Here is a 6,484-nt window from a genome sequence, read left to right as displayed (position 1 = left end):
GGCGGCGCCGGCCCCCCCCCCCCCCCCCCCCCCCCCCCCCCCCCCCCCCCCCCCCCCCCCCCCCCCCCCCCCCCCCCCCCCCCCCCCCCCCCCCCCCCCCCCCCCCCCCCCCACGACTGTCCGAAGGACTGGTCCGGGGCGGTCAGCTGTCGATCGGGCGGGCGCCCAGCTGGGCGCGCAGCAGCGCCAGCGCGGCCTGCTCGGCGTCGACGGCCGGGGTGTCGTCGGCCTGGCCGGGAGCGGCGTCGCGCTCGGCCATCAGCTCGGCGGCCTCGGCGGTCTCCGCCGCCTCGGCGGCCGCGCGGGCGGCCTCCGGGGTGACCGGCGGGCTCCCGGCGGCCGGGGCGCCGGGCTGGTCGACGACGGCCTGCACCTTCCAGCGCACACCGAGCAGCTCCTCCAGCGACTGGCGCAGCACGTCCTTGTTCAGGTCGTCGCTGATCCGCCGCGCCAGCGCCGGGGAGGTGGTGCTCAACGTCAGCGTGCCGGCCGCCAGGTCGTGCACCTGGGCGTTCTTCAGCAGCGCCTCGGTGGTGCGCTTGTGCCGCTTCACCACGCCCATCAGCTCCGGCCAGATCCGCCGGACGTCGGCGGTGGTCAGCTCACCACTGTCGGCGGCGGGCTCCGGGGTGGCCGAGACCAGCGGGGTCGGCTCGCCACCCCGCGGCGCGGGGGCGGACTCCGCCGCCGCGCGCTGCGGCTCGGGCCGGCTCGCGGGCGCCGCCGGCCGGGTGGGCTGCGCCGCCGGCCGGGTGGGCTGGGGCCAGTCCTCGTCGTCGGTGGGCTCGGGTGGCAGCGGGATGTCCGGTTCGCCGCCGGCGGCGCCAGGACGGCGGGATTCCTGCGGTGCCGGTGCGAGAGCCGCCGGAGCAGCTGCGGCCGGGCGGGCCGGGGCGGCGGAGCCGGGCCGCACGGTGACCGGCCAGCCGTCCTCGCCCTCGGGTGCAGCCGTGGCCGGCGCCGTGGGCCGCTCGGGAGCGGGAGCCGGGGCCGCGGCCCGGGCCGGCTCGGCGGATCCGCGCTGGGACGGGCGCACGTAGGCAGGGCGGGATCCCGCGGCCTCCGCCGCCGGCGCCGGCTCGCGCACCGGCGCGGCCGGCTCCCGCGCCGGAGCAGCCGCCTCACGCACGGGGGCAGCCACCGGCGGCGGGGCGACCGCCTCGACCGGTCGGCCGGCGTGCTCGCCGGCGATCGACATCCGCCGCTCCAGCCGCTCGAGGCGCTGCAGGGTGGCGGTGGCCGAGCCGTCGACGGCGGGCAGCAGCATCCGGGCGCAGACCAGCTCCAGCAGCAGCCGCGGCGCCGTCGTCCCGCGCATCTCGGTGAGGCCCTCGTGGACCGTGTCGGCCAGCCGGGACAGCGTGGCCGCGCCCAGCGCCTGGGCCTGGCGGGTCATCAGGTCGAGCCGGTCGGGCGGGCAGTCGAGCAGGCCGTTGCCGCCGGCCTCGGGGACGGCGTTGAGCACGATCAGGTCACGCAGCCGGTCGAGCAGGTCGGTGGCGAACCGCCGCGGGTCGTGCCCGGCCTCCACCACCCGGTCGACGGCCTGGAACACCCCGGGGGCGTCGGAGGCGGCCAGCGCGTCGACGGTCTCGTCGAGGAGCGCCTCATCGGTGACACCGAGCAGGCCCACCGCCTCGCGGTAGGTGACGCCGTCCTCTCCGGCGCCGGCCAGCAGCTGGTCGAGGATCGACAGCGAGTCGCGCACCGACCCACCGCCGGCCCGCACCACCAGCGGGAAGACCGTCGGCTCGACCTGCACGCCCTCGGCGGCGCAGGTCTTCTCCAGCAGGCCGCGCAGCGTGCTCGGCGGCACCAACCGGAACGGGTAGTGGTGGGTGCGCGACCGGATGGTCGGCAGCACCTTCTCCGGCTCGGTCGTCGCGAAGACGAAGACCAGGAACTCCGGCGGCTCCTCGACCACCTTGAGCAGGGCGTTGAAGCCCTGCGTGGTGACCATGTGCGCCTCGTCGACGATGTACACCTTGTAGCGGCTGTGCACCGGGGCGAAGAACGCGCGCTCGCGCAGCTCACGGGCGTCGTCGACACCACCGTGGCTGGCCGCGTCGATCTCGATGACGTCGATCGAACCGGGGCCGTCGGGCGCCAGGGAGATGCACGAGGCGCAGACGCCGCACGGGGTGGACGTCGGGCCCTGCTCGCAGTTCAGCGAGCGGGCCAGGATCCGCGCCGAGGAGGTCTTCCCGCACCCGCGCGGGCCGCTGAACAGGTAGGCGTGGTTGATCCGCCCCCCGTCGACGGCGTTCACCAGCGGGGTGGTGACGTGCTCCTGCCCGACCACCTCGGCGAAGGTCGCCGGGCGGTACTTGCGGTAGAGCGCCAGAGCCACGCCGCGAGGTTACGTGCCGGCACCGACGTCCGGGGCGAGCCTCTGGACGAGGCCGGGAGTCACTGGGCCAGGCGGAGGAAGAGCTCGACGGCGCCGCGGTCCTCGACCCGGACGAAGCCCAGGTTCGGCGGCTCGATGCCGAAGTCGGCGAAGACCACCGGCACCGCGCCGGAGACCTCGACGCCCTCGGCGGTGCGGACGACGGACAGCTCGGTCGTCACCGGCTGGGTCGTGCCGGCCAGGGTGAGCTCCCCCGTCACCGGCACGGTGACCGGCGTCCCGGTCAGCTCGGGCAGGTCGGCCGGCTCGGTCACGGTGAACGTCGCGGTCGGGTTGGCGGCGACGTCCATCACGTTGTCCCGGAAGTACCCGTCCCGCCGGTCGCTGTCGGTGGTGATCGAGGCGACGTCGACGACCACCTCCGCCTCCGCCAGGTCCCCGCCCTCGACGACGACGGAGCCGGTGACCTCCTCGGTGGTGCCGGCCACGGTGACGTCGGCGCCGTTGAGCACCTCGTCGACCCGGTAGCCGGCGGTGGAGCCGGGGCCGACGGTCCAGGTGCCGTCGGTGTCGGTGGCCAGCTCGACGTCCTCCGGCTGCGCCTGGACGCTGGGCGCCGGCGGGGCGTCGTCCTGCAGTGCGGCGTAGACCAGCGGGCCGAGAACGGCGCCGGCGACCACCACGACCACGGCTGCGAGAACGATCCACCAGGTGCGACGACGGGCCATGACCGGCTCCTCAACTCGGGCGTGCGGCCAGTGGACCGCACGGACCTGGGAGGAGCCTGGGAACGCAAGGGACCCCCCGCACACCCGCCAGAGCCCGCTTATCCTTGCTGCCTTCCGGCCCTGGGGAGGTTCACGGGGTGACGCCGTACGAGGGGTCGGGTCCCACTGTAGAGGACGCCGGGAGCCCGGCTGCCGCCCCTCCGGCCGCCGGTTAGGCTCCCGCGCCATGCCCCCGGTCGCCGCGACCCCGTCGGCCCGGGGGTTCACCCTCGTCGTCCTCGCCGCCCTGGTCTGGGGCACCTCCGGGGTGAGCGGTGACCTGGTCGCCCGGCGCACCCACCTCGACCCGCTGGACGTCGCCTGGCACCGGATGGCGATCGGCGCCGCCGCCCTGCTGGCCGTGCACGCGCTGACCAGCCGGCGCCGGACCGCTCCCCGACCGCGGCCGACCACGCCGGTGCGCCGCCGGCTGCTGCTGGTCGGGCTGGGCCTGGCGGTCTACCAGAGCGCCTACTTCGCCGCGGTCGCCACCGCGGGGGTGAGCATCGCCACCCTGGTCGCCCTGGGGCTCGCCCCCCTGCTGGTGGCGGTCGGTGGCGCCGTCCTCGGGAACGGCCGGCCGGACCGCGCGACGATGGCCGCCCTGGCGGTGGCGCTGGTCGGGCTGGTGCTGCTGGTCGGGGTGTCGGCGGGCGCGGACGCCGGGGACACCGTGCTGCTGGGCGCCCTGGCCGCGGTCGGCTGCGCGGTGGCCTACGCCGGGGTGGTGCTGGCCTCGGCCGGCGTGCCCGACGGCGTCCCGACGACGACGGCCGGGTTCGCCCTCGGCGCACTGCTGCTCACCCCGGTGGCGCTGGCCGCGGGGCTGGACCTGACCGGCGACCCGCTCGCGCTGGGCACGCTGGTCTACCTGGGCGTGGTGCCCAGCGCGCTGGCCTACGGCCTGTTCTTCACCGGGGTGCGCACGGTGCCGGCCGCGATCGCCTCGATCGTGACGCTGCTCGAGCCGCTGACCGCGACGGCGCTGGCCACCGTGGTGCTCGGCGAGCGGCTCACCCCGACCGCACTGGCCGGGGGAGCCCTGATGCTCGGCGCCGTGACGGCGCTCTACCTGCGGAGGATGGGAGATTCGAACTCCCGAGGGCTTGCACCCAACCCGCTTTCCAAGCGAGCGCCATAGGCCACTAGGCGAATCCTCCAGTGCCGGGCACTCTACCGGGCAGCCGTGCGCACGTCAGCCGCCGCCCTCCGACCCGCCCGGCCGACGCACCGGGAGGGTGGTTGAGTTGTGGGCACCGGAGGGCGACCGCCGGCAGCCGCAGCGACCGGGAGGAGCCCGATGAGCGAGACCGAGCAGGTGCGTCCCGAGGTGGTGGCCGCGATCGTCACCGCCCTGCAGGAGACCGATCCGAGCAACCTCCCGGCCGACGCCACGCGCGCGGAGAAGGACGCCGCGAAGGACACCTACCTGTCCGGCATGGTGGCCGAGCGGGCGCAGCGCGACCGGCAGACCCGGGCCTGGGAGCTGCTGCTGACCCGCAGCCACGAGGAGCCCCCGAGCTGGTCGCAGCTGTTCGACGAGCTGCCCGAGGCGTCGCTGAGCGAGCTGGGCGAGCTGTACGACGCCCTGCCCGAGGGGGCCCAGGCCGAGTACGCCCGCCGGTACGGGGCCCCGACCTCCGCCTGACCCCAGTGCACGAGCAGCTCTGCGCGGGACGGCGCCGGTGACCGCTCCGGGTTCCCGGGTGGCCGACCGCTACCTGCTGCGCTCACGACTCGGTGGCGGCTCGATGGGCGCGGTGTGGCTGGCGCGCGACGAGCTGCTGGGCCGCGAGGTCGCGGTCAAGCAGGTGCTCATCCCGGCCGGCAGCGACCCGGAGGCCACCGCCGGGCACCGCGAGGCGGCGATGCGGGAGGGGCGGATCGCCGCCCGGCTCACCCACCCGCACGCCGTCGCCGTCTACGACATGGTCGACGACGGCGGCACGCCGTGGCTGGTGATGGAGTACCTCCCCTCCCGCAGCCTGGCCCAGGTGCTGCAGACCAGCGGCACGCTGCCGGTGACCCAGGTGGCGCAGATCGGCGCGCAGGTGGCCGACGCCCTGGCGGCGGTGCACGCCGCCGGGGTGGTGCACCGCGACGTCAAGCCGGGCAACGTGCTGATCGGCGAGGGCGAGCGCAGCGAGGGCCTGGTCAAGATCACCGACTTCGGCATCTCCCGGGCCACCGGCGACGTGTCGCTGACCCAGACCGGGGTGGTCAAGGGCACCCCGGCCTACCTGGCGCCCGAGGTGGCCCGCGGCCAGGAGCCCGACGTGGCCAGCGACGTGTTCTCCCTCGGCGCGACGCTCTACGCCTGCCTGGAGGGCACCCCGCCGTTCGGGATGACCGAGAACCCGCTGGAGATGCTGCACCGGGTGGCCGGTGGGGACTTCTCCCGGCCCCGGCACGCCGGGGCGCTGGGCCGGCCGCTGATGCGGATGCTGAACTCCGACCCGCGCAAGCGGCCCTCGATGACCCAGGTCCGCGACCAGCTGGCGCGGCTGGTGGCCGGCAAGGACGGCGACGTCACCGAGGTGCTCGCCGCCCGGACGGCGCTGCCCCCGACGCTGGCCGACCTGCGGGCGGTGGACGACGACGGCCGGCCGCTGCCCGCCCCCGCGACGCCGCCCGCGTCCCCGGTGACACCGGCCGCCTCGACCGGCGGCACCCCGTCCGCCGGGCCGCCGACCGGCGCCCGGTCGGCGGCTGCCCTGCGGCCTCCCCACCGCCGGGCCGGCCGCCGCGTCCTCGTGGCCCTGCTGGCCCTGCTGGTGGTCGGCGGGCTCGTCGGCGGCGGCTTCGCGCTGGCCGGGCGGGACGACGGCTCGGCGGGCCCGACGGCGCAGCTCAGTGACCCGCCCTCGGAGACCACCTCCGAGGCGCCGGAGCCGTCGGCGGAACCGACGCCGGAGCCCGAGCCGACGCCCACACCCACACCCACACCCACACCCACACCCACTCCCACGCCCACGCCGTCCTCGACTCCCCCGCCGCCGACCAGCGAGCCACCGCCGTCGTCGACCGCACCGCCGCCGCCCGCCCCGGACAGCGTCGCCGCCGTGCGGGACGCGATCACCAGCTACTACGCACTGCTGCCCGGCAACCCGCAGGCCGCCTGGGAGCGGACCGGGCCGAGCCTGCGGGCCGAGATCGGCAGCCGGGCGGCCTACGTCCGGTTCTGGAACCGGTTCAGCTCCGTGCAGATCGGTGCGGTGCAGGCCCGGGACGGGTCGCTCGAGGCCACCGTGCCGGTGACGTACGTCGAGCCCGACGGCGACAGGTTCCCCGAGCAGCACCGGATCACCCTGGTGCGCGGGGACGACGGCCAGCTGCTCATCGACTACGACGAGCCGGTGTGAGCCGG

Annotated in this window: 4 protein-coding genes, 1 tRNA gene, 1 other RNA gene and 1 pseudogene; 3 read left to right on the top strand and 4 right to left on the bottom strand. The window is 76.6% G+C overall.

The window, feature by feature from the left end; translation table 11 throughout:
• Nucleotides 1–142: 142 nt before the first annotated feature.
• The 3 genes from ACI795_RS09730 to ffs all read right to left on the bottom strand — a co-directional run bounded on the left by ACI795_RS09730 (nt 143) and on the right by ffs (nt 3,238).
• Nucleotides 143–2,350, bottom strand: a complete 2,208-nt coding sequence (locus ACI795_RS09730; RefSeq protein WP_457075287.1) for a DNA polymerase III subunit gamma and tau — start codon at nt 2,348–2,350, stop codon at nt 143–145.
• 59 nt (nt 2,351–2,409) lie between these two features.
• Nucleotides 2,410–3,078, bottom strand: coding sequence for a YceI family protein (locus ACI795_RS09725; RefSeq protein ID WP_457075286.1), 669 nt, complete (start codon nt 3,076–3,078; stop codon nt 2,410–2,412).
• Nucleotides 3,079–3,142: 64 nt separating this feature from the next.
• An RNA gene (gene ffs / locus ACI795_RS09720) (signal recognition particle sRNA small type) lies at nt 3,143–3,238 on the bottom strand.
• 66 nt (nt 3,239–3,304) lie between these two features.
• On the opposite strand from ffs, the pseudogene ACI795_RS09715 reads away from it, so the two are divergent.
• Nucleotides 3,305–4,126, top strand: a pseudogene (locus ACI795_RS09715) (DMT family transporter); the annotation flags it as partial.
• Nucleotides 4,127–4,192: 66 nt separating this feature from the next.
• On the opposite strand, the gene ACI795_RS09710 reads toward ACI795_RS09715, so the two are convergent.
• Nucleotides 4,193–4,277, bottom strand: a tRNA-Ser gene (locus tag ACI795_RS09710).
• A 140-nt stretch (nt 4,278–4,417) separates the two neighbouring features.
• Here ACI795_RS09710 and ACI795_RS09705 point away from each other — a divergent pair.
• Both ACI795_RS09705 and ACI795_RS09700 read left to right on the top strand, forming a co-directional pair.
• Nucleotides 4,418–4,765, top strand: a complete 348-nt coding sequence (locus ACI795_RS09705) for a hypothetical protein (protein ID WP_457075285.1) — start codon at nt 4,418–4,420, stop codon at nt 4,763–4,765.
• Nucleotides 4,766–4,802: 37 nt separating this feature from the next.
• Nucleotides 4,803–6,479, top strand: coding sequence for a serine/threonine-protein kinase (locus ACI795_RS09700; RefSeq protein WP_457075284.1), 1,677 nt, complete (start codon nt 4,803–4,805; stop codon nt 6,477–6,479).
• Nucleotides 6,480–6,484 lie beyond the last annotated feature (5 nt).

It is taken from the genome of Modestobacter sp. SYSU DS0290, from assembly GCF_054050955.1.
This window is presented reverse-complemented; position numbering and strand designations above follow the sequence as displayed.

What these genes read in the sequence shown, in the direction of transcription:
- ACI795_RS09725 (WP_457075286.1), bottom strand. Translation starts at nt 3,078, where the DNA reads ATGGCCCGTCGTCGCACCTGGTGGATCGTTCTCGCAGCCGTGGTCGTG.
- ACI795_RS09705 (WP_457075285.1), top strand. Translation starts at nt 4,418, where the DNA reads ATGAGCGAGACCGAGCAGGTGCGTCCCGAGGTGGTGGCCGCGATCGTC.